This window comes from Gulosibacter chungangensis (assembly GCF_008831155.1).
GTDB classification, from domain to species: domain Bacteria; phylum Actinomycetota; class Actinomycetes; order Actinomycetales; family Microbacteriaceae; genus Gulosibacter; species Gulosibacter chungangensis.
The window spans coordinates 152,062-172,952 of the sequence record NZ_WBKB01000006.1 but is presented as its reverse complement, the minus strand read 5'-3'; the positions used below and the strand labels follow the sequence as shown (position 1 = coordinate 172,952).

The 20,891-nt window shown below is 62.8% G+C and carries 18 protein-coding genes and 1 pseudogene; 10 read left to right on the top strand and 9 right to left on the bottom strand.

Features of this window, described 5'->3' with window-relative positions:
* The first annotated feature begins 81 nt into the window (after nucleotides 1-81).
* From deoC to F8O05_RS10615, 3 genes are read left to right on the top strand one after another with little or no spacing between them, the layout of a single operon-like run.
* Nucleotides 82-795, top strand: a complete 714-nt coding sequence (deoC, locus tag F8O05_RS10625) for a deoxyribose-phosphate aldolase (protein ID WP_158052722.1) — start codon at nucleotides 82-84, stop codon at nucleotides 793-795.
* Nucleotides 796-819: 24 nt separating this feature from the next.
* On the top strand, nucleotides 820-1,164 hold the full coding sequence (locus tag F8O05_RS10620) for a chorismate mutase (protein ID WP_158052721.1): 345 nt from the start codon (nucleotides 820-822) through the stop codon (nucleotides 1,162-1,164).
* Nucleotides 1,165-1,172: 8 nt separating this feature from the next.
* A complete protein-coding gene (locus tag F8O05_RS10615) occupies nucleotides 1,173-2,582 on the top strand; it encodes a D-arabinono-1,4-lactone oxidase (protein ID WP_158052720.1) in 1,410 nt (469 codons plus the stop codon).
* 15 nt (nucleotides 2,583-2,597) lie between these two features.
* On the opposite strand, the gene F8O05_RS10610 is transcribed toward F8O05_RS10615, so the two are convergent.
* From F8O05_RS10610 to F8O05_RS15310, 3 genes and pseudogenes are all read right to left on the bottom strand, one after another.
* Nucleotides 2,598-3,755, bottom strand: coding sequence for an FAD-dependent oxidoreductase (locus F8O05_RS10610; protein ID WP_158052719.1), 1,158 nt, complete (start codon nucleotides 3,753-3,755; stop codon nucleotides 2,598-2,600).
* Between the two features lie 139 nt (nucleotides 3,756-3,894).
* On the bottom strand, nucleotides 3,895-4,419 hold the full coding sequence (locus F8O05_RS15065) for an FAD-dependent oxidoreductase (protein ID WP_225735864.1): 525 nt from the start codon (nucleotides 4,417-4,419) through the stop codon (nucleotides 3,895-3,897).
* Nucleotides 4,420-4,472: 53 nt separating this feature from the next.
* Nucleotides 4,473-5,087, bottom strand: a pseudogene (locus F8O05_RS15310) (FAD-dependent oxidoreductase); the annotation flags it as partial.
* Here F8O05_RS15310 and F8O05_RS15305 point away from each other — a divergent pair.
* On the top strand, nucleotides 5,034-5,333 hold the full coding sequence (locus F8O05_RS15305; protein WP_192497135.1) for a hypothetical protein: 300 nt from the start codon (nucleotides 5,034-5,036) through the stop codon (nucleotides 5,331-5,333). The pseudogene F8O05_RS15310 and the gene F8O05_RS15305 sit on opposite strands and share 54 nt — an antisense overlap.
* A gap of 151 nt (nucleotides 5,334-5,484) precedes the next feature.
* Here F8O05_RS15305 and F8O05_RS10600 read toward each other — a convergent pair whose 3' ends face one another.
* From F8O05_RS10600 to F8O05_RS10585, 4 genes are all read right to left on the bottom strand, one after another.
* Complete coding sequence (locus tag F8O05_RS10600) at nucleotides 5,485-6,867, bottom strand: aspartate aminotransferase family protein (protein WP_158052717.1); 1,383 nt, start codon at nucleotides 6,865-6,867, stop codon at nucleotides 5,485-5,487.
* A 208-nt stretch (nucleotides 6,868-7,075) separates the two neighbouring features.
* The gene (locus F8O05_RS10595; protein ID WP_158052716.1) at nucleotides 7,076-8,299 is read right to left on the bottom strand and encodes a type II toxin-antitoxin system HipA family toxin; all 1,224 of its coding nucleotides are present in this window, start codon (nucleotides 8,297-8,299) and stop codon (nucleotides 7,076-7,078) included.
* 2 nt (nucleotides 8,300-8,301) lie between these two features.
* Nucleotides 8,302-8,619 (bottom strand): helix-turn-helix domain-containing protein, encoded by a 318-nt coding sequence (locus F8O05_RS10590; protein WP_158052715.1) that lies wholly within the window; start codon nucleotides 8,617-8,619, stop codon nucleotides 8,302-8,304.
* A 75-nt stretch (nucleotides 8,620-8,694) separates the two neighbouring features.
* The gene (locus F8O05_RS10585) at nucleotides 8,695-10,020 is read right to left on the bottom strand and encodes an aspartate aminotransferase family protein (protein WP_158052714.1); all 1,326 of its coding nucleotides are present in this window, start codon (nucleotides 10,018-10,020) and stop codon (nucleotides 8,695-8,697) included.
* A 124-nt stretch (nucleotides 10,021-10,144) separates the two neighbouring features.
* Here F8O05_RS10585 and F8O05_RS10580 point away from each other — a divergent pair, with 124 nt between their 5' ends.
* Nucleotides 10,145-11,662, top strand: a complete 1,518-nt coding sequence (locus tag F8O05_RS10580; protein WP_225735861.1) for a PucR family transcriptional regulator — start codon at nucleotides 10,145-10,147, stop codon at nucleotides 11,660-11,662.
* 142 nt (nucleotides 11,663-11,804) lie between these two features.
* Here F8O05_RS10580 and F8O05_RS10575 read toward each other — a convergent pair whose 3' ends face one another.
* Entirely contained in the window at nucleotides 11,805-13,304 is a 1,500-nt protein-coding gene (locus F8O05_RS10575) for a CoA-acylating methylmalonate-semialdehyde dehydrogenase (RefSeq protein WP_158052712.1), read from the bottom strand.
* Between the two features lie 160 nt (nucleotides 13,305-13,464).
* Nucleotides 13,465-14,145, bottom strand: coding sequence for an alpha/beta fold hydrolase (locus F8O05_RS10570; RefSeq protein WP_192497134.1), 681 nt, complete (start codon nucleotides 14,143-14,145; stop codon nucleotides 13,465-13,467).
* A 51-nt stretch (nucleotides 14,146-14,196) separates the two neighbouring features.
* Here F8O05_RS10570 and F8O05_RS10565 point away from each other — a divergent pair, with 51 nt between their 5' ends.
* The 5 genes from F8O05_RS10565 to F8O05_RS10545 all read left to right on the top strand — a co-directional run bounded on the left by F8O05_RS10565 (nucleotide 14,197) and on the right by F8O05_RS10545 (nucleotide 20,868).
* A complete protein-coding gene (locus F8O05_RS10565; RefSeq protein WP_158052710.1) occupies nucleotides 14,197-15,129 on the top strand; it encodes a DMT family transporter in 933 nt (310 codons plus the stop codon).
* A 156-nt stretch (nucleotides 15,130-15,285) separates the two neighbouring features.
* Complete coding sequence (locus F8O05_RS10560) at nucleotides 15,286-15,960, top strand: FHA domain-containing protein (RefSeq protein ID WP_158052709.1); 675 nt, start codon at nucleotides 15,286-15,288, stop codon at nucleotides 15,958-15,960.
* 38 nt (nucleotides 15,961-15,998) lie between these two features.
* Nucleotides 15,999-16,919, top strand: a complete 921-nt coding sequence (locus F8O05_RS10555; protein WP_158052708.1) for an SDR family oxidoreductase — start codon at nucleotides 15,999-16,001, stop codon at nucleotides 16,917-16,919.
* Nucleotides 16,920-17,080: 161 nt separating this feature from the next.
* Nucleotides 17,081-19,387 (top strand): choline BCCT transporter BetT, encoded by a 2,307-nt coding sequence (betT, locus tag F8O05_RS10550; RefSeq protein WP_225735855.1) that lies wholly within the window; start codon nucleotides 17,081-17,083, stop codon nucleotides 19,385-19,387.
* Between the two features lie 2 nt (nucleotides 19,388-19,389).
* The gene (locus F8O05_RS10545) at nucleotides 19,390-20,868 is read left to right on the top strand and encodes an aldehyde dehydrogenase family protein (RefSeq protein ID WP_158052707.1); all 1,479 of its coding nucleotides are present in this window, start codon (nucleotides 19,390-19,392) and stop codon (nucleotides 20,866-20,868) included.
* Nucleotides 20,869-20,891: the final 23 nt, after the last annotated feature.

Sequence of the window (20,891 nt, the reverse complement as noted above, 5' to 3'; positions counted from 1 at the left end):
CCACCCACCAGGGCCGCGTGATTGACTCGTGCCGTCCTTGCGTGGCCTTTTCTTACGCATCCAATTTTTCAAGGAGCCGCAATGAGCCTCAAGCTCACCCGCGCCGAATTGGCGCAGTACATCGACCACACTCTGCTCGCGACGAACGCGACGAACGAGGACGTCGCAGAGCTCTACCGCGAGGCCCGCGAGATCGGCGCATACGCGGTGTGCGTCTCCCCAAACATGTTGCCGATCGGCGCCGCGTGGGTTGGTCTCGACCCTGACTCGGAGCCTTACGAGCCCGCCGAGGGCGAGCCGCAGGTTGCGACCGTAGTTGGCTTCCCCTCAGGCAAGCACCACTCGAATCTCAAAGCAGTGGAGGCCTCCCGCGCGGTTGCCGAAGGTGCGCACGAAATCGACATGGTGATCGACATCGGGATGCTCAAGGCCGGGCATCCGGAGCTGGTCGAGAAGGATATTGCGACGGTCCGCCGCGCGATTCCTTCGCCGACGATTCTCAAAGTGATCATCGAGTCGGCCGCACTGACGGATGCCGAAATCATCCAGGCATGCGAAGCATCCGTTGCTGCGGGTGCGGACTTCGTCAAAACTTCGACTGGATTCCACGCTGCGGGTGGCGCGACCGTCGAGGCCGTGGCGCTCATGCGCAAAACGGTTGGCCCCGACATTGGCGTGAAAGCGTCGGGTGGGGTGCGCACCTACGAGGATGCGATGGCCATGATCGAGGCCGGCGCGAGTCGACTCGGGATGTCATCAGGCAAAAAGGTGCTCGCAGAAGCGCCCGAGGCATAGAACATATTCGATAGAGTCGAAGCTATGACTCACGAGGATGCAGCGACGGTGAAAGACCAGCAGGAAGCCCTACAAAAACTGGGCGAAATTCGCAGGTCAATCGACAACCTCGACGCGGCGATGATTCACATCCTCGCGGAGCGATTCCGTTGCACGCAGGAGGTCGGCAAGCTCAAGGCTGAACACCAGTTGCCGCCTTCCGACCCGGAACGCGAAAAGCTCCAGGTCGCACGCCTCCGCGAACTCGCGGATGACGCGCACCTCGACCCGGAATTTGCCGAGAAGTTCTTGAACTTCGTGATCGCCGAAGTCATTCACCACCACCAACGCATCGCTGAAGCCGCCGCTTCCCAGAGTTCCGCAAAGTAACCCCTCCCATGACCGATTCTCAAGGTGACCAGCAGGGTTCGACTCCCGAGGGTAATAAGCCCGCCAAGAAGCTGTCGACGCGTCCCGCGACCTCGCTGCCGAAGCGTCGCGGGAACACCTGGCGCAATTGGTCCGGTGGGGTCACCGAGACCTCGCAGTTGGCGGCAGGGCCGACGAGCGAAACCGCGGTGCGGGCGCTCGTGATCGGTGCCGGTGGTTCTGGCCTCAAAGTGAAGACGGTCGGTTCGGGGCATTCCTTTAACGACATCGCGGGCACCGAAGGCTTGCGGCTGCACTTCGATGATTACCGCGGTCTTGTCTCGGTGAACAGCCAGACGCGGGTCGCCACCTTCCGCGCCGGCACCCGGATGCACGAGGTTCACGACCTCCTCGCCGAACACGGCCTGACCCTTGAGAACCAGGGCGATGTTTCTTCGCCGACGATTGCCGGGGCGATCTCGACCGGCACGCACGGTACGGGCCTAGGCACTTCCGGGCTCTCCTCGATGGTCAAGGGCCTGCGCCTTGTGCTCGCGAATGGCGAGATTATTTATTGCGATGCGCGCACGCATCCGGAGATTTTCGAGTTCGCCCGTCTCGGGCTCGGGGCGCTCGGCATCATCGTCGAGGTCGCGATCCAATGCGTCCCAACCTTCCGGGTGGAGGCCAACGAGTCGGCCGAGCCACTGGATGCAGTGCTCGACTCCTACGTCGAGCGCGCGCGAGCCGCGGACTATTTTTCGTTCTTCTGGTTCCCGCACTCTGAGCAGGCACTGGTGAAATCACACCGCCGCCTCGCAGAGGGCGAAGAACCTGAAGGTCTCGGAGGCAAGAACGCCGCGAAGTTCTTTGACGAAGAACTCGTGCAGTATTGGGCGCAGGGCTTGGCGGCTTCGGTCGGTACCGTGGCGCCGGGTATGGTGCAGAAGCTTTCGCAGTTCACTTCCTCATTGACCGGTTCTCGGCAGTACGTTGAGGACTCGGTCGCGATGTTCGGCAACGCGAAGCGGATGCGTTACAACGAGCTCGAATACGCGGTGCCGCTCGAAGATGGCCCGGATGTCGTCCACGAGATTCGTCGTCAGATCGAAGCGCACGGGTTGACGGTGTCGTTCCCGATCGAGGTGCGGTGCGGCGCAGCCGATGACGTGCCGCTGTCACCTGGGTACGGTCGCGAGACGGCGTACATTGCCGTGCACCGCTATGTGCGCGAGCGTTACGCCGAGTATTTCGGTGTGGTGGAAGAGGTGCTGCAATCTGCTGGCGGTCGCCCGCACTGGGGCATGATGCATACGCTGCGGGCGCCGCAGTTGCGTGAGCTGTACCCGAAGTTTGACGAGTTTGTAGAGCTCCGCGACCGCGTCGACCCCGACCGCGTCTTCGACAACCACTATCTCGAGCGCACGATCGGCGAGTAGTTCGTATCCCATTGCCTACCGAGGCACCCGGAACTCCTGCGGCACTGATCCGTTGCCGGTCGCAACGCCCGAAGCGAGCAGACCGATCAACGGCCCGAACTTCGCACCGTGACCCGAGCACGTCGACACGACCGTGATGCCGTCGACCCGCTCGATGATGAAGTCCTCGGTCGGGGTGTTCGTGAACAGACACGTCGCTTCGGCGTAGGGTTCGGGGACGACGCCGGGCACGTAACGTTCGACGTAACGAGTCACCCAGTCGCGGTTTCGCGGATCGACCTTGCCGTCCTGCTGCGCGGCCGAGGGCAACACTTTGCCGCCGTTGTGGAGCGCCACCTTGAGCCCGCGGTTCTCGGCGTTGCGACCACCGGGCAGTGCGTAGATCGCGCGCTTTGTCTCATCTCCGCGTAACGCGTCGCCCTCACGGAACATGTGGATGAGCGTCGGCCAGTCAGCGTCGTCGAGCACCTCCTCGTACGGGAAGTGGAAGACCTGCTCTTGCCGAACTTCGAAGGTGGGGAGCGCATCCAAGAAGCCCTTGGGGAGCGACAGTCGGCGCAGAATATTCGGCAACCACCCGCCCGCGGCGACGATCACTTCAGCCGCGTGAATCTCGCGGCCCTCGGTTGAACGAACGATGTAGCCGGTCGTGGGTGCCTCAACGACCTCGGCAACCTCCCAGTGCGTGTGGACCTGCGCGCCGGCCTTCGCTGCCAGGGTGACCATCGCATCCACCGCACCCTCGGCGTCGACGACGCCGGCTGTGGGCTGCCACATTACGTCCGTGTCGAAAGCGTATTGCGGCCAGCGCTCGCGAGCCTCTTCAACTTCGACGAGCCGGTGCTCGATGCCCACCCGGTCGAGCACCTCGGAGAGGTGCGTCGGGTTGCGTTCGGCACCGAAATCGAGCGCGCCGACCTGCTGAAAGAGCGTCCGTTCGCTTTCGCGCTCGAGCTGCGACCAGAGCGGGGCGGCCTCCTTGACGAGGCGGGCATAGGTTTCATTCGGGTAGGCGTAGCGGAAGATGCGTGAGGAGCCGTGGGAGGATCCGAACGCGCCCGCGGGAACATCGCGCTCGAGGAGCGTGACCTCCTGGCCGCCGCTCGCGAGGTGCCACGCGGTCGACGAACCCATCAGACCGGCTCCGATGACGACGTACTTGGATGATTCCACGGTGATTCCTCTGGTTTAGCCTGCGCTCGCCCGGCGCGGACGCTGCGCGGAATCAATCTAATCGAGTGACGGTGCTGACCGAGGGCGAGTGACCGCGCGTTACGCGAGTTTGGGTGCGAGATTAGGCTCGACGAGCCGCTCAGCGTGGCCGGTTTCGACACGTCTGGGGCTGTCGGATGCGCGCAGTTCGCCCGCGACAGCCCGGGCGGCTGCCAGCCCGCTCTCGATCGCCGTCGACGTGCCCAGCCCAGAGGTTCGCGATATCGCCCGACGCGAAGTGCAACAATCCGTGCGACTGTTGCAGCGAGGTGAGTTCACGCGTGAGTTGCCCCGGCCGGAATACTGCCCACGTATTCATCGAATAGGAGTCGTTATTCCAGTCGTGCGCGGCCACGTCGGTGACCTGCAGGTCGAGGCCGAAGCGACCCACCGCATCCTGTACTGAGGCGACGTCGGTTGCGTCGAGCCGTGAGGCGTCCGCACCGAATCCAACGGCGACGGTGAACTCTTCGCCCGCAGTATCGGTCCCATAGAACTCGACCTTGAGCACTGACAGGGGCGCATCCTGCGTCGAGTACGCGACGAACCGCGGCAGGCGGCCTTTGGCGCGCAGCCACACTTTGACGCTCTCGACGCGACCTTTTCGCGGGAAAGCTGCTGCCATGCATCCGGCAGTGTAGGTGAGAATGTGATGCCCTCGGCCGCGTTGATCGGCAGCGTGCTGATGACCCGGCGGGCACGGATGCGATGGCCCGCGACGGTCTCGATGATCGCGAAACCGTCCTGTTGCGTCACCGACGCGACCGGTGTGCCGAGCCGAATCTCGCCGCGCACATCCGCAGCGAGCGCACTCGAGAGGCTGTTCATCCCGCCTTCGGCGCGGTACGTCGCCGAGGCCTCGTGCGAAACCTGCCAGTGGCCGCCCGAGGCGGCCGTCCAGCGCAGGGCATACGAGAGTGCAGCCTCGTTGAGCGGCGCGTTCGCGTGCCCGACCCAAATGCACTCGAGCGCGTGGCGGGCATCGGGGTCGATGTCGAGGGCGTCGAGGCGGTCCTGGATGCTCAGGTCGTCGAGCGCCTGCACCTCGCCAGACGTAGGGGCGGCCGCGGCGTTCCCTATAACTTCCGTTCGAGCTTCAACCGGCACGGCGAGATGGCTGATTCGGCCATCGGGCAGCTGAAGAAGCGCCTCGGCGAACTCTTCCCAGCCCTGAGGGATGTTCGACTCGAGCAGGCCTGGACCGGCGTCTTGGGCGTTCCGCGCGACTGGTGCGCGTCGGTGAGCTACGACGCGCAGACCGGGATTCTCTCGGCGGGCGGCTACGTCGGCCACGGGCTTTCCGGCACGAACCTCGCGGCCCGCACTATGCGTGACCTCATCCTCGGTGAAGACACCGAACTCACCCGACTGCCGTGGACCGGCCGCACTGCCCGCAACTGGGAAGTTGAGCCCGTGCGGTGGCTCGGTACGAATGCGCTCTACAAGGTCTATGGCTACTCCGACAGCCGTGAATACGCGCTCGACAAGCCGGAAACCCACTGGTCAGCACGCCTGGCAAATATCGTCAGCGGCCGGTAACAGTGCCTAACGCGAGGGTTGTCACTTATATCGAAGTCTCGCCGTCACTCGTTTCGGAACCCGTGCCAGGCTCAGGTCCATAGAGCTTGTAAGTGAAGAACAACGGATTGGCCGGCTCCATTATGCCTGGAGCCGGCCAATCGCGCTAGAACTACGCCCGCAGTGCCGCCGCGAGCTCGTCAAACGCGGACACGAACGCGTCGATCGCCGCATCGTCGTGAGTGACCGAAAGCGTCCACTCTTCTTCGCGGCCCGGGGTCATGAAGATGCCGCGGTTCATGTTGAACAGCCACGCGAGGTCGGCGAGCGGCCCGGCGTTCGCCTGGTTCGCCCAATAGGTTTCGTAGTCAACGATCTTCGTGTCTGAGAACACGACGCAGCCCTTCGACCCAATCCCGACCGTGTAGGCGGTCAGGTCATACCGCTTGATCACGTCATCGCAGCCAGCGAGGATGCGGTCATTGAGATGCGCGAGATGAGCATAGGCTTCGTCGGTCATCACCTCGAAGAGGGATGCTCGCGTTGCGGCGAGCGTCAACGGGTTCCCGTTGTAGGTGCCCACCTGGTAGACCGTGCCGTCCTCGACAACCTGCGAAAGCGCATCCGACATACCGATCGCGCCGGCCGGGAGCCCGCCGCCGAGTGCCTTCGCGAGGGTGACCATGTCGGGGGTGACATCGTACTTCTCGGTCGCGCCACCGGCAGCGATGCAGATGCCGGTCTTCACCTCGTCGAAGATGAGCACGATGCCGTGCTTCTGCGTGATCTCGCGGACGCATTCGAGGTAGCCAGGCTCGGGGAGGACGACGCCAAGGTTCATCATTGCAGCCTCCATGATGACGCACGCGGGCTTGCGTCCCTCGGCGTCGAGTGCCTCGATGCGCGCCTCCATCGCGTCGGCGTCATTGAACGGCACTGCGACCGTCATCTGCACGACAGCGTCAGGGATGCCGCCGCCGTATGAGATGGATGCGTAGTTGTCGCGCGGGCCGCGCTCGGCGGCCTCAACCGCACCGATATCGACCATCACCGTGTCGTGGTGGCCGTGGTACGAGCCAAAAATCTTCATGACCGTGTCGCGACCGGTATAGGCGCGAGCGATGCGGATCGCATCCATCGTCGACTCGGAACCCGAGTTCGTATAGCGCCACTTCGGCAGGCGGAAGCGGCGGGCGAGCTCATCGGCGACGACGATCGCATCCTCAGTCGGCGCCGCGAAGTGCGTGCCGAGGGGGTAACGGTCGGCGACCGCCTTCCCGATCGCGGGGTGCGCGTGGCCCTGCACCATCGAGCCGAAGCCGTTGTGGAAGTCGTAGTACTCGTTACCGTCGACGTCCCAAATGCGCGGACCTTCACCCCGCTCGACATAGATCGGCCACGGTTCGTGGACTTGGTAGGAGGATGCGACGCCGCCAGAGAGCGGGCGGGATGCGTTCTCGAAGAACCGCTTAGATTCTTGCGTCTTGGCGTTGAGTTTTCCGGCTTCGACGGCGATGAGTTCGTCAATTCGAGCGCGATTAATAGGGGTGCCCATGTGAATGTGCTGCTTCCCGGTCGGCCTGGCACCTATCAGAAAGGTTGTTGTGCAGCTGATGTCGCAGACCGGCCTGGCGTCGGCGACACGGTTCGTTGCGACGGCAGTGCCGCAACGGAGCCAGTCTATCGCGGGGATGTTTAGAAGGCCGAAATTGGCCAACAGGTTGTTGGCCAATTTCAATGTCGGGTTACGCTTATCGCATTCGCTATCCGGAAGCGCGGGTCATTCGTTCAGCATCCGTGAGTAGTGGACTCTCAAATATTTCTTTGAAGCGATTGCACTCGCTCTCGCTGATGCCGGCAAGACGGGCTTCGGCTCGCCACGAGAGTACAGCGTCGGCAACAGACCGGAGTGACCGGCGTGCTTCACTGTCGGTGAGTTCGAAGTAGTCGGCATAGTTGAGCAGAGTCGCGACAGTATCGTCCTCACCAAACATGATGGGCGTGGCGTGATCTGACTTTTGCGTTCCAGGATTGATGTCGAAGGCCGGGCTCAGCCGCCAGGTTCCTTCGTGTCTAAGTAACCCGTGGTTGCGAAGATGATCGTCTGTGTTCCCAATGAGTAGACCAAGAGCGGCTCGACGGAATAACTCGTGCCGATCTTGGCGTGACGGGAGTTCCTCGGCAATTTCCACATAACAGGAGTGTGCATCCGAACCGTCAGTGAGCTGTAACAACGTCATGACTGACATATAAGGGATGCGTTGGTCACCTATGCGGTCGAACCGTTCCATCAGCAGCACGGGCTGGCCGGAAACCCGCAAAAGCTGAGACTTTGGTACCTTGATGCCGCATTTCTCGGCCATATTTAGCGAAACAAATTCCCATGCGATGGTGCTGTCGTCATCTTTCACCGAGGTGAATTTCGCAATGGCAATATTGCCGTCACCATCGATCACATTGGCTTTTGGGCGGGCGCCGCCGAGGCTGCTGCCGACCCGCGTGAGTTCAGCGAGACGCTCAAACGCTGTATCGCTGGACTCTGCCATCGCAGCAAGGAGAGCCAGTTCGGAAAGGTTGATGAGTGGTGGGACTTCTGAGCCCGCACTGGGGGCCAGGAAATCTCCACCCGGTTCGCGGAAACGGATTGCCCCCATACGCAATCGATCATCAACGCCGAGCAAGTAGTCGACCTCGGTGGGTGCGGACTTCTCTTGAGCTGATCTATTGCGTTGAATCAGCCTTTGTCCCCAGCGATCCGGTTGTGAGTCACTGAAGGTGCCGGAAAGTCCCCCCTGTGGGTGAACTTGAGTCGATTCATTGAGCTGAAATGCTGGGTCGAAACTGTAAGCGCCTGGTTGGGTCAAATATTCGGGCGAGAACCGGAACGACGCGGTGGTCCGCCCCCTAATGGTTTCTGCGAATAGGTGCCCGGCGAGCACATCCTGACCATTGAGCGGTAGCCAAACTTCGACTCGTCTCGGAGCCATGATTACTTCCGCCCGCCGCGCTTGGGAAGTTGAGATGAAGCGAGGAGCTTGCCTCGGTCGTGGCTCCAGGGATCGGATGCGGTGATTAAGTGTTCGAGGATGCCGAGGGTTCGGGCGATGCGAAGGATGTTTTCGAGCGATGCACCTTCACCACGTTCGAGGCGGGCGATGGTGGACTCGGAGACGTTGGATCGCTCAGCGACGTTCGCAATGGAGAGGTTCTGGAGGCGACGCCACTCCGAAAAATGCTCGCCAAAGTCGGCCAAACCACGCTTGATCGCGATTGGTGTTGGTCGACGGAGTCGAGGTGAATCGGTCATATTTGACAGGTTAGCACTGGTAAATATCAGATATGACGCTCTTGCTGGCTTCGATACACCGCCTTCGGCGGGCACTCAGCCAGCGGCAACCGCGGCGAGGGCATCGGCGAGGGTGCGCAGGCCGCGGCGGGCTTCCTCGTCGGTGATGACGCAGGGCGGCACGAAGTGCAGGCGGTTTGCGGAGGTGAAGGGGAGGGCGCCGCGCTCGAGCATGGCGTTCTTCAACTGGCCCATGAACTCCTCCGAGATCGGCTCACGCGTTTGCGCATCCGCCACAAACTCGACCGCCCAGAACACCCCGAGGCCGCGCACTTCGCCGATCACCTCGAATCGTTCGGCCAGTTCGCGGAGGCCGGGGCCGATTACCTCCGCACCGACCCGGTGCGCGTTCTCGATGATGCCCTCGTCGGCCATCGCCTCCATCGACGCGACGGCTGATGCGCAGGCGAGCGGATGCCCAGAGTAAGTCAGCCCGCCGGGGAAGACTCGCTCATCAAACTGCGCCGCGATCTCCTCGGAAATGACCACGCCACCGAGCGGCACGTACCCCGAATTCACACCCTTCGCGAACGTGATGAGGTCGGGCTTAACGTCAAACGCGTCGAAGGCGAACCATTCGCCCGCGCGACCGAACCCGGCCATCACCTCATCCAGAATCAGCATGATGCCGTACTTGTCAGCGAGCGCACGCACCCCCGGCAGGTAGGCCGCCGGCGGCACTATGATGCCCGCCGTGCCCGGAATCGTTTCGAGCAGAATCGCGGCAATCGACTCGGGGCCTTCCGACTGGATCACCCGCTCAAGGTGCTGCAGCGCCCGCTCACCCTCTTGTTGCTCGTCCGACGACCAAAACTCAGAACGGTAGGCATAGGGTCCGAAAAAGTGGACGTGTCCGGTGGCGTATTCGTTCGGCACGCGCCGCCAGTCGCCGGTCGCGACGATCGCCGCGCCTGTGTTGCCGTGGTACGAGCGGTACTGCGAGAGCACCTTGTCGCGACCAGTGTGGAGGCGCGCGAGACGGATCGCGTTCTCATTCGCATCCGCCCCGCCGTTCGTGAAAAATACCTTGTTGAAGCCCTCGGGGGCGTGGCTGAGGATGAGCTCGGCCGCGCGCGCCCGAGCCGGGTTCGCGTTCGCGGGAGCCACGGTCGCAAGCTCCGCGGCCTGGCGCTGAATTGCCTCGATGACGCGAGGATGCTGGTGGCCGATATTGACGTTCACGAGCATGCTCGAAAGATCGAGGTACTCCCGGCCCTCGAAATCTTCCACCGTGCATCCATTACCCCTACGAATCGCGATCGGGGAGAGCTTCGCCTGCGCCGACCAAGAGTGGAAGACATGGTCGACATCGTGGGCGATAACCTCGGCGTTGCTCGCGTGAGTGGATGCAGTGGCAGACATGGCGACTCCTTTGGCTTGTCTCGTTACTCGCTCCAGCGTCCTCGAATCCGGTTCGATCTCCAACCGCGGAATTGTCGGATCAGGGAGGCATTTTTGCCACTTCGGCTAATCTGGTCGCGTGGTGATGACGCTTCGCAACTTACTCTCCGAATCTAGTCTCGGGCTCAGGCTCCTCCCCGGCGACCCCTCCACCGACGAGCAACTCGACGCCGAAATCAGCTGGGCGCACTCCTCTGATCTCATGAACCCGAGCCCCTGGCTCGAGCCGGGGCAGTTGCTGCTCACCGACGGCGGGCAGTTCCCCCACCCGAAGGATGCGCCGACCACCTTCGCTGAGGACGTTCGTGCCTACGTAAATCGCTTGAAATCAACGGGCATCGTTGGCCTCGGATTCGCGGTGAACGTAGTCCATCAGTCGGTGCCGCAGCCGATCGTGCGAGCCTGTGCGGACGCCGGCCTGCCGCTCATTCTGGTGCCCTCATCCACTCCCTTTATTCGGGTGATTCGGAAGCTCGCGGATGCGATCGCGGAGGAGCGCAACGCCAGCATGCAGTGGTCGATCCAAGCGCAGCGCGCGGTGGGTCGCGCGGCGCTTCGGCCCGACGGGCTCTCGGCAACGCTGCGCGAACTCGAGTCTCAGCTCGGGTGCTGGGTCGCGCTTTACGATGCGCTCGGCAAGCTCGTGCCGGTGCGCACCAAACACGCCGTCCCCAAAGAGGTGCGCGAGGAGCTCGAGGATGCGGTCACGGCGCAGCTTCGGGGTGGTCGTGCTGCCGCGACGAGCCTCGGCGGCGTGGGCGAACGCGAAATCACCCTGCAGACCATCGGCCAAAGCACGCGCCTGCGCGGAGTCCTCGCGATCGGCACTCGGCTGCCGCTCGACCCGGCTGGGAGCGACCTGGTCGAATCGGTGGTGGGCATCGCATCCATCGCCATCGAACAGAGCCGCGCGCTCGACGACACCCGCCGCGGCCTGCGCACCGGCATCATGGAGCTCTTCCTCGCCGGGTCGACCGAAGCGGCGATGCGTGCGCTGCGCGACATGGACACCTGGTCGCCGCAGGGGCGCATTCGCGTTGCGGTCGTGCGGGGTACGAACGACTGGGACCACATCCTCACCGAACTCGAACTGATGGCCGCCACGACCGATGTGGCCTTCGCGAAAATCGGCGAGGAGTTGCTTGTGCTCTACCCCTCGAACGAGAAGGCCCCGCTCGCGTTCGTGGCGCGAGAGGGGCTGCGGGCTGGAGTCTCCGGATCGGTCGGGGTACGCGAAATGCGCAAGGGTCGCGAGAACGCTCAGCACGCGGTCCGGCGTGCCGAACGCGACGGCGAGATCGTCGACTTCGAGAAGCTCGCCGAGCGCGGCATGCTCTCCTGGCTGGATGCATCCGACGGCCGGGTGCTTGCCGAACGGATGCTCGGCAAGGTTCGCGCGCGCCCCGACGGGGACGAGCTGCTCGCTGCCTTGCGGGCCTGGTATTCGCATAACTGCGCGTGGGATCCAGCGGCGCGTGAACTCGGGATGCACCGGCACACGCTGCGCTCGCGGATCGCGATGGTGCAGGAGATCACGGGCCTGGATCTCGAGAGCTTCGGCGCGCGAGCGGAGCTGTGGCTCGCGCTCGAGCTCGCAGACTAGCCGGACAGCGAAGGGCGGATGCGCACCCGGGGTGGGGTGCGCATCCGCCCTGTCGCAATCCGATTGCTGAGTAGCGAAGCGTATCGACGCATGCCACTTCGATATGGCGACTGCGTCGTCTACTCAGTGTCCGGCACTGAACTTAGTCGTTCTGCGGGAAGCCGAGGTTGATGCCGCCGTGGCTCGGGTCGAGCCAGCGGGTGGTGATGGCCTTCTGGCGGGTGAAGAACTTCACGCCTTCGGCGCCGTGTGCCTTGGTGTCGCCGAAGAGCGAGTCCTTCCAACCACCGAAGGAGTAGGTGGCGATGGGTACCGGGATCGGCACGTTGATGCCGACCATGCCGACCTCAATCTCGCGCTGGAAGCGGCGTGCCGCACCACCGTCGTTCGTGAAGATCGCGGTGCCGTTACCGAAGGCACCCGAGTTGATGAGCTCGACGCCCTCTTCGTAGGTCTTCACGCGAACAACCGCGAGGATCGGGCCGAAGATTTCTTCGGTGTAGACGCGCGAGGTGGTCGGGACCTGGTCGATCAGCGTCGGGCCGAACCAGAAGCCGTCCTTCTCGCCGTCAACCTCGATGCCGCGGCCGTCAACGACAACCTTGGCGCCGTCTTCGATGGCAACGTCGACGTAGGCGGCAACCTTGTCGCGGTGCTGCTTGGTCACGAGCGGGCCCATGTCGCAGCCGCGGCGGCCGTCGCCCACGCGCAGCTTGCCCATACGCTCAACAACCTTCTCGATGAGGTCATCGGCAACCGGCTCTACTGCCACGACAACCGAGATCGCCATGCAGCGCTCACCGGCCGAGCCGAAGCCAGCGTTGATTGCCGAGTCGGCAACGAGGTCGAGGTCAGCGTCGGGGAGGACCAGCATGTGGTTCTTCGCGCCACCGAGTGCCTGCACGCGCTTGCCGTGTGCGGTACCGGTCTCGTATACGTACTTCGCGATCGGGGTCGAGCCCACGAAGGAAACCGAAGCGACATCCGGGTGGGTGAGGAGCGCATCCACTGCCACCTTGTCACCGTGGAGGACGTTGAAGACGCCGTCGGGAAGCCCAGCTTCCTTCCAGAGCTCACCGAACCAGTTCGCTGCGGTCGGGTCCTTCTCCGAGGGCTTCAGGACCACTGCGTTACCCGCAGCGATCGCGATCGGGAAGAACCAGCCCGGCACCATGGCGGGGAAGTTGAAGGGGGAGATGATTGCGGCAACACCGATGGGCTGCTGGACCGAGTGGATGTCGAAGCCGGTCGAAACCTGCTCCGAGAAGTGGCCGCGCAGGTGGCTGGTGATGCCACAGGCGTACTCGACGACTTCCTGGGCACGCGAGATCTCGCCGAGTGCGTCGTCGAGAACCTTGCCGTGCTCCGAGGTGATGATCTCGGCGAGCTCGTTCTTGCGCTCGTTGAGCAGCTCGCGGAACTTGAAGATGACCGCGGTGCGGCGGGCGAGCGAAACGTCGCGCCACTTCAGGTATGCCTCGTGGGCGTTGGCTACGGCCTCGTCAGCCTGAGCCTGCTCGGCGAGGACGACGCGCTTGGTCTCAACACCGAGAGCCGGGTCGAAGACGGGGGAGGTGCGCGCATCGGCGGGCGCTACTTCAGCACCGTTGATCCAGTGACCGAGGATCGGAAGGTCGCTCATGAGGTTCCTTTCGCAAAGCGATTGATTCATTCGTGAACGACTCTAAATGTCCTGACAAACTTTGTGCACCGTCATTGTGTCGAAATGTCAGGACAATGTTTGCCAGTTTGGCAAAGGCCTGATGGTAGCTGTAATTTTGCTGAGATTGGTGGATGCAGACTTACGAAACAGCGTCGCCAAAGGTCGCGCGAATCCAGTTTGTCACCACTCCGGCAAATTGCTCGGGATGCGTTCGGTTCCATTCGTGGCCAGCGCCGGGGATCACCTGCAGGGTCGCATCCCGCATCGACTCCACCACCTCACCCGAAGACTTTCGGTTCAGTCGGTCATTGCCACCCACCACCACGAGCGTCGGCACCTGAATTTGATAGAGCTCCGGCCGCAGATCGAAATCGGTGAAGGTATCGAGCACTGCCAAAATGTCTTCCTTGGTGAGCCCCGAGCCGCCCTCCTCGATTGGGCGACCGGCGACGGCACGCTCCGGCAGCATCCCCATCATCGCCCGCTGGATCTTCAGCATCGCCTTCGGTGGGCGAGCCAGCGGTGCGGAAAGGATCAGCCCCGACACAAGCCCCGGTTCGAGGGATGCGGCGCGGATCGCGACCTGACTGCCGAGCGAGAGCCCGACAAGCACCGCGGGCTCTTCACTGCGATCCGCGACATCCGCGAGCACCCAACGCGCCGCCTCGTTCAGCGAGAATGGCTTGTGCGCCGGCGCACTGAACGAAGGAATCGTGGTTGTCGCGGGGTCGAGCCATTCGGGCAAGCTGGCAATCGTCGCATCCCAGTCGCTCGGGGACTGTCCTAGGCCGTGGAGGAACTCGACTGGAATTGCGCTCATGGACCCCATCTTGCCGCAGTTGCACTGCGTGTTTCCAACTAGAGTGCGTCTGTGACCACTCCAAAGCCCTGGCTGCGTAACCTCGTTCTTGTTCTGACGGTGCTCATGGGCGTTGGTAGCGCCACCCAATCGCGCATCAACGGGTCACTCTCCGCCGCGATCGGCAGTGGGCCCCACGCTGCCGCGATTTCATTCGGGGTCGGCTTGCTGCTTCTCATCGTCATCACGCTTTTCCGCAAGGATGCGCGCCAGGGTGTTCGGCGCATCGCCACCGCGGTACGTGGCCGGGAGCTGCCCTGGTGGGGTCTTCTCGGCGGCGCATGTGGAGCGTCCTTCGTGCTGGCGCAAGGCGTGGCAGTGCCTTTCTTGGGTGTCGCGGTGTTGATGACATCGATGGTCGTCGGTCAGTTATTGGGCTCGCTCGCGGTTGATCATTTCGGCCTGATGGGTGCACCGAAAAAGCGCATCACCTGGATGCGCGGGATCGGCGCAACGCTCGCAATCCTGGCCGTGGTGCTGATCGGCATCGACGCGGGTATGGACCTCGAGATGGTCGGCTTGATGCTGTTCTCGGCCTGCTCTGGTTTCTTGCTGGCACTGCAGCTCGGCATTACCGGCACGGTGCGGTCGCATGCCCAAGACTCGATCAGCCCGTCGCTGCTGAACTTTATTGTTGGCTTCATCATCCTCGCCGCAGCGTCGCTTCTGAGTTCTGCGCTCGGCTGGGTTGACTTCACCGGCTTCCCCACGGAATGGTGGCTCTACCTCGGCGGCATCATCGGCGTCGTCTACCTCTTCCTTATCGCCTCCGTCGTGCGCACGATCGGTGTCTTCGTCCTCTCGCTCGCACTCGTGGGCGGCCAGCTGTTGGGCTCGCTGATCTTCGACCTCGCCTCGGGTCACGCGAGTTGGATGCTCGGAGTCGCGGCCGCGCTCGCGTTCGTTGGCATCACGGTCGCGCATCTGGGGTCACGCGCCAAGTAGTAAGGCACATTGCCACTTCGCACCGATGGTTTGCGGAGGGGACTCGGAGGGACTAATCCAGGTGAGTCTCTACCGTGAAAAGGGTTCCCGAAAAACACCCAAACTATGGGCGCGGATGATTCCGCGAATCGGGAGCTCGATCCTGAGGAGGCAACCATGTCCGATCTCAACTTCACTGACCGTGACTCGGCTGACCGCGACGCTGCTGACCGCGATCCGCTCAGCGACAATCCTGCCGATCTCGACGCCGAGGTGAACCCGCAGCGTCATCCGGATATCTCCGAACATCCGCCGCACGCCGATCCGCCGCATTACGGTAAAGGCCCGACCACGCACAGTGAGTACGGCGCCGGTGACCCACGCATTGTGATGACCGGGGTCGAAAGCGAAGAGGGCCCGCCGGTATTCCACCTCATCCGCGAGGTGACGACGATTGGCTCTGCCCCCGATAACGACATCGTGCTCATGGGGCTGCTCCCGCACCACGCACGCATTAGCCACACCGACACGGATGAGTACGTGCTCGATTCGCTCGAGGACACCAAAACCTCATCCGCTGGCGAGGCGTCCCCGACGGACGATGCTCCCACGGGTGCGCGACTGCGTCACGGCGGAATCTTCGTGATTCGTGACTACGGTTTCTCGTTCCAGCGCAGTGAATATGCCGATCACGGTCGACCCTTCGGTGGTCGCGTGGGCGGCGAACTCTCGCGACAACCGAAACAGGATGAGGCGCCTGACTATCGGGATGAGCACCGTCAAGCGCTCAAGGAAGAAGTCCGCTTGGACGCAGCGTTGGAAGAGCATCCGGACAATCGCGGAATCGCCTGACCCGCGGAATCGCCTGACTTTACCGAGAAGGAGCCACCATGGCAGAACACCCGGACCAACCACAGCAGACCGATCAACTCACCTTCCAGAACCCCGTCACGCGCTATCCCTCCATCTCCCCGCCCGTGCAAGACCAACCCGAGCCCGGGCTCGATGCCCGTCTCATCCCGGGCACTGACCGCGGCCAAGATTCATACCGCGGGACGGGCAGGCTCAAAGGTCGACAGGCACTGATCACCGGCGCCGACTCCGGCATCGGCGCCGCTGTGGCGATCGCATTCGCCCGCGAGGGAGCCGATGTCGCGCTGTCGTATTTGCCCGTTGAAGAAGTCGACGCGCAAGAGATCAAGCGCGTAATCGAAGACTGCGGCCAGCGTGCCGTACTCATCCCCGGCGATATCTCCGACCCGGAATTCTGTGTCTCGCTGGTTGAGCAGGCGGTAGAGGGTCTCGGTGGGTTGGATGCGCTGGTCAATAACGCGGGTCGACAGATCGCGATCGAGGACATCGCCGACCTCACAAATGAGCAGTGGACGAACACCTTCGAGACCAATATTCACGCGATCTTTAGGATCTCGAAGGCTGCCATCCCACACATGCCGCCGGGGTCAACGATCGTGAACACCACGTCCATCCAGGCGTACAAGCCTTCGGAACCGCTGCTCGACTACGCCTCCACGAAGGCCGCGATCAACAACTTCTCGAAGGGGCTCGCACAGCAACTCGCACCGCGCGGCATCCGTGTGAATGCGGTTGCCCCGGGCCCGATTTGGACACCGCTGCAGGTCTCGGACGGTCAGCCGAAAGAGAAGCTTCCGGAGTTCGGCAAGAACACCCCGCTCGGAAGGGCAGGTCAACCGACCGAACTCGCACCCGCATATGTCTTCCTCACCTCGCCCGAGTCGAGCTATGTGCTCGGCGAAACGTTGAATGTGAACGGCGGAACGCCCTCGCCATAGCCACGCCGTAACGCCACCGTTTCGCGCGGGACAGTCCACTAAAAGCCGCAGTTTCGTCACGAAAATGAGCCTTGAATCAGCAGTTTGCTAGCCTCGTGAGCATCCTGTGAGCATTCATCCTCACCTCAAGGCCTATCTAGGACCCCACCGAGAGGAATCCCGTGGACATCCCCGCGAATCCGCAAAACGAGCCAATTTTGAGTTCTCAGGGCGGGGGTGAACCCAAACCGGCGACAGCATCCCCACCCGGAAAGAAGACCTACCCCAAGGTCAACTGGCCCGTGTTCATCACGACCGCGGTGATCATCATTGGCTTCACGATTTGGGCTTGGCTCTTCCCAAGCCAAGCAGAAACCGTCATCTTCGGCTCGATGGACTGGATCGGTACCAACCTCGGTTGGTACTACGTCCTCACCGTCACGATTGTCGTCGTCTTCGTCCTCGTCGTCGCCCTCACGAAGGTCGGCAACGTCAAGATCGGCCCCGACCACTCGAAGCCCAGGTACAACATGTTTACCTGGGCTTCAATGCTGTTTGCCGCCGGTATCGGTGTGGACCTGATGTTCTTCGGCATCTCGGGGCCGGCGACGAACCTCCTCACCCCGCCGGACGTTGAATCCATGTCCGACGAAGCGGCCCGGATGGCGCCGTTGTGGACGATGTTCCACTACGGAATCCCCGGCTGGGCACTCTATGCCCTCATGGGTATGGGCATCGGCCTGTTTGCCTACCGGTACCACCTGCCCCTGAGCATCCGTTCTGCCCTCGCGCCCATCTTCGGGAAGCGAGTCAAAGGCATCCCGGGCCACGCGGTTGACGTGGCGGCTGTGCTCGGCACGATTTTCGGTATCGCGGTCTCGCTCGGTATTGGTGTGGTGTTCCTCAACTTCGGGCTGTCGTACATGTTCGGGATCCCGAACAACATCTCGGTCCAGATCGCACTGATGGCGATTGCCGTCGGCATTACGGTTATCTCGACCGTGACGGGTGTCGACAAGGGCATCCGCCGACTCTCCGAACTCAACGTGGTGCTGTGCATCATCCTGATGCTCTTCGTGCTGTTCTCGGGGAACACCCCGCAGCTGCTCAACCAGCTCGTGCAGAACATCGGTGACTTTGTGAGCCGCTTTGGCGGCATGATGATGAACACCTTCGGTTACACCGCTGGCTCCGAGGCGTACCCATCGGGCGACTGGATGAAGGACTGGACGCTCTTCTTCTGGGCCTGGTGGATCGCCTGGGCCGCCTTCGTCGGCCTCTTCCTCGCGCGCATCTCGCGCGGCCGCACGCTGCGCCAGTTCATCTTGGGCGTGCTGATCATCCCGTTCATCTTCATCCTGCTGTGGATCTCGGTCTTCGGAAACGCCGCGATCGACTTCTTCCGCGCGGGCGACAGCGAATTCCTCGAACTCGCGATCAGCCTGCCGGAATCCGGCTTCTTCAACCTGCTCGCAAACTACCCCGGCGCCACCTTCAGCATCGGCCTTGCGGTGGTCACCGGGCTCCTCTTCTATGTCACCTCGGCCGACTCCGGTTCGCTCGTGATGGCGAACCTCACCTCGAAGCCCGCGACCGAAGGCGAAAACTCCGATGGCGCGCCCTGGCTGCGCATCTTCTGGGCCGTCGTCACCGGTGCGCTCACCCTCGCGATGCTCTTCATTGACGGCGTCTACACACTGCAGGCCGCGACCGTGGTCATCGGTCTGCCGTTCTCGATTGTCGTCTACTTGATGATGTTCAGCCTCTACCGGGTTCTGAGCGCCGAGAGCCGCAATATGGATGCGCGGAGGGCTGCCTTCCCCGGCATGCTATCCAGCCGCACGGGTGACCACGTCGCCAACAAGAATTGGCGTCAGCGACTGCGTCGCCGGATGAACTGGGCTACCGCTGAGCAGGCCGGGAAATACATCGACGAGGTCGCCACCCCGGCCGTGGAAGAGGTCGCTGCCGAGCTGCGGAAGCTGGGAGCCGACGTGACCTGCCAGCGGGGCGAGCATCCGGAATACCCAATTCCGTATATCGACCTGCTCGTGCGATTCCCGCACCAAGACGAATTCAAATACCAGGCCTACCCCGTCGCCTACAACGTGCCGAACTACGCGACGAACCTCTCCGCGGTGGAAGAAATCTTCTTCAAGGTGGAGATCTTCTCGGCCACCGGCTCGCAGGGCAAGGACATCTACGGCTACACCAAGGAACAGGTCATCGCGGATGTGCTCGACGCTTACGACGCGCATATGGCGTACATGGCCGCGATCGGTAACGGCGGGGCGCCCACGGCAATTCCTGGAGTTGAAATCCCCGAGGAATGGGACGACAGCGACCAGCTGAGCCCAGACACCGAAGCGTTGAAGCTGGATATCCAATCGGCTTCCCTCGTTACGGTCGAAGAGGTGCCCGCGAGTGAGCCGAACCGCGGCAGCAACACCAATACTGACCCCGATACTGACCAAGGAGCGAAAGCATAACCATGAGCGAACAGACCGCCACGCTATTCATTAATGGGTCCTGGCTCCCCTCCTCTTCGGGCGAAACCCGAACGATTTATTGCCCTGCCGACGGCAGTGAGGTCGGCGTCGTGTCGGAAGCCACCGCATCCGACACCGAGGCCGCGATCGCCGCAGCCCGCGCATCCTTCGACTCCGGAGTTTGGGCAAACGTGCCCGCGGGGGAGCGCGGTGACTTCCTGCTGAAGGTCGCCGACGAGATCCTCGCCCGCAAGGATGCATTTGCTCGCGCTGAGGCGCTCGACACCGGCAAGCGCCTGGTCGAGGCCGAGGGCGACATGGACGACATTATTTCCTGCTTCCGCTACTTCGGGAAGATCGCCGACCAGCACCCGGGGCGCCTGGTGGATGCGGGTGACTCGAGTGTGATTTCGCGTATCGTCTACGAGCCCGTTGGGGTCTGCGGCATGATCACGCCGTGGAACTACCCGCTGCTGCAAGCCGCGTGGAAGCTTGCGCCGGCGCTCGCGGCCGGGAACTCGTTTGTGATTAAGCCCGCCGAGCTCACCCCGCACACCACGATCCTGACCATGCAGGTGTTTGAGGATCTCGGGCTGCCTGCGGGCGTCGCGAACCTCGTACTCGGTGCGGGTGGGGAAGTCGGGGCGCCGTTGTCTTCGCATCCTGATATTGACCTCGTGTCGTTCACCGGTGGGCTCGTGACCGGTCGCAAGATTGCCGAGAGCGCGGCGAAGTCGGTCAAGAAGGTTGCTCTGGAACTCGGAGGCAAGAACCCGAACGTGGTCTTTGCCGACGCCGACTTCGATGCTGCCGTCGACAACGCACTGAACGCCGCCTTCGTTGACTCCGGACAGGTCTGCTCGGCTGGCACCCGCCTAATCGTGCAGGACACGATCGCCGAGAAATTCGTGGACGAACTCGTCAAGCACGCCGAGAACATTGTCATGGGTGGGCCGTTCGACGAGAAGGCAGAAACTGGTCCGCTTATTTCGAAGGAGCACCGCGACAAGGTCACCGACTACGTCAACCGCGGCATCGAGGGCGGTGCACGTCTGCGAGTCGGCGGCAACTGGGGTGGCCCCGAACACGAGCAGGGCTACTACTACGCACCCACGATCCTTGACCAGTGCACGGCGGACATGTCCGTCGTGATCGAAGAGGGCTTCGGCCCGGTCATCACGGTGGAAACCTTCTCCACCGAAGAGGAAGCGATCGCGCTCGCGAACCACACCGAATACGGTCTCGCAGGTGCCGTGTGGACCTCCGACCGAGGCGTTGCGAACCGCGTCTCGCGTGCGATTCGTGCGGGCACCGTGTGGATCAACGACTTCCACCCGTACCTACCGCAGGCCGAGTGGGGCGGATTCAAGATGTCGGGCGTCGGGCGTGAGCTCGGGCCTACCGGCCTCGGCGAGTACGTCGAAGCGAAGCACCTGTACGAGAATACCGAACCGGCGGTCTCGGGATGGTTCCCACGCTAGGCGTAGTGGATGCATTGGCTGGC